This is a genomic window from Bartonella sp. AP4SXKL, assembly GCF_042195845.1.
Classification (GTDB): Bacteria; Pseudomonadota; Alphaproteobacteria; order Rhizobiales; family Rhizobiaceae; genus Bartonella.
Window position 1 is genome coordinate 1 of record NZ_JBHIPA010000059.1, and the last position, 1,018, is coordinate 1,018.

General features: G+C 44.0%; 1 pseudogene. It reads left to right on the forward strand.

Annotated elements, in window-relative coordinates:
* Nucleotides 1-1,018: pseudogene (locus ACFIMI_RS09655) on the forward strand (transporter); the annotation flags it as partial.

Consider the following 1,018-nt stretch of genomic DNA (forward strand, 5'->3'; position numbering starts at 1 on the left):
ATCCAGCAAAAACCAGGGTAGGCATGGCGGATGGTTTGCTCACCCTTCCCTTTGAGTTTATTTTCACCCAATCTTTTATTTTCAAGAGCAAAAATGCTGCCAAACAGATTATGGGGCGCAAACAGAATCAAATGGTCAATGCAGGAGATCGAGCAGGTTCACAAATTATGGAACTGGATGATGCGCTTGATGATCTTGAATCCAATCGTTTTGTTTTAGGGGAGCATCATTTATCATTGGCAGTTTTTGCTGATACGCCGCAAGAGTTAGCGGATAATCTTGCCAAAGCGCGTTCTCGTCTTACAGATGGTGGGGCTGTCATTGCGCGGGAAGACTTAGGGTTAGCAGCAGCTTGGTGGGCACAATTGCCTGGCAATTATGCTTATCGCACCCGCTCTGGTGCAATAACAAGCCGCAATTATGCAGCGCTTTCTCCATTTCATTCTTTTCCGGTTGGAAAAATAGATGGCAATGTGTGGGGACCAGCGGTAGCTTTGATGAAAACCTCTGCTGGTTCACCGTTTTATTTTAACTTTCACTTTGGTGATTTAGGCAATACGTTTGTTTGTGGTCCCTCTGGTTCTGGGAAAACGGTTATTGTCAATTTTCTTTTAGCGCAACTTCAAAAGCATGATCCCAATATGGTCTTTTTTGACAAAGATCGGGGTGCAGAACTTTTTGTCAGAGCGGGTGGCGGCACTTATATGCCCTTGAAGAATGGTAGACCGACAGGCATAGCACCGCTAAAAGGCTTAGACTATAACAATCCAGCAGATAGAGTTTTTTTACGCCAATGGATTATAAAGCTTGTTTCTTCTGAAGATCAAAAGATCAGTGAATCAGAAAGACAAGATATTTCTGCTGCTGTTGACCAACTTGCCTTGTTGCCAAAAGAACAACGGACAATATCGGCCTTACAAATGTTTTTTGACACCACGCACAGGGAGGGGATAGCGGGTCGTTTAGAAAGATGGTGTAAAGGCAATGCCTTAGGGTGGGTTTTTGACAATCCTGATGA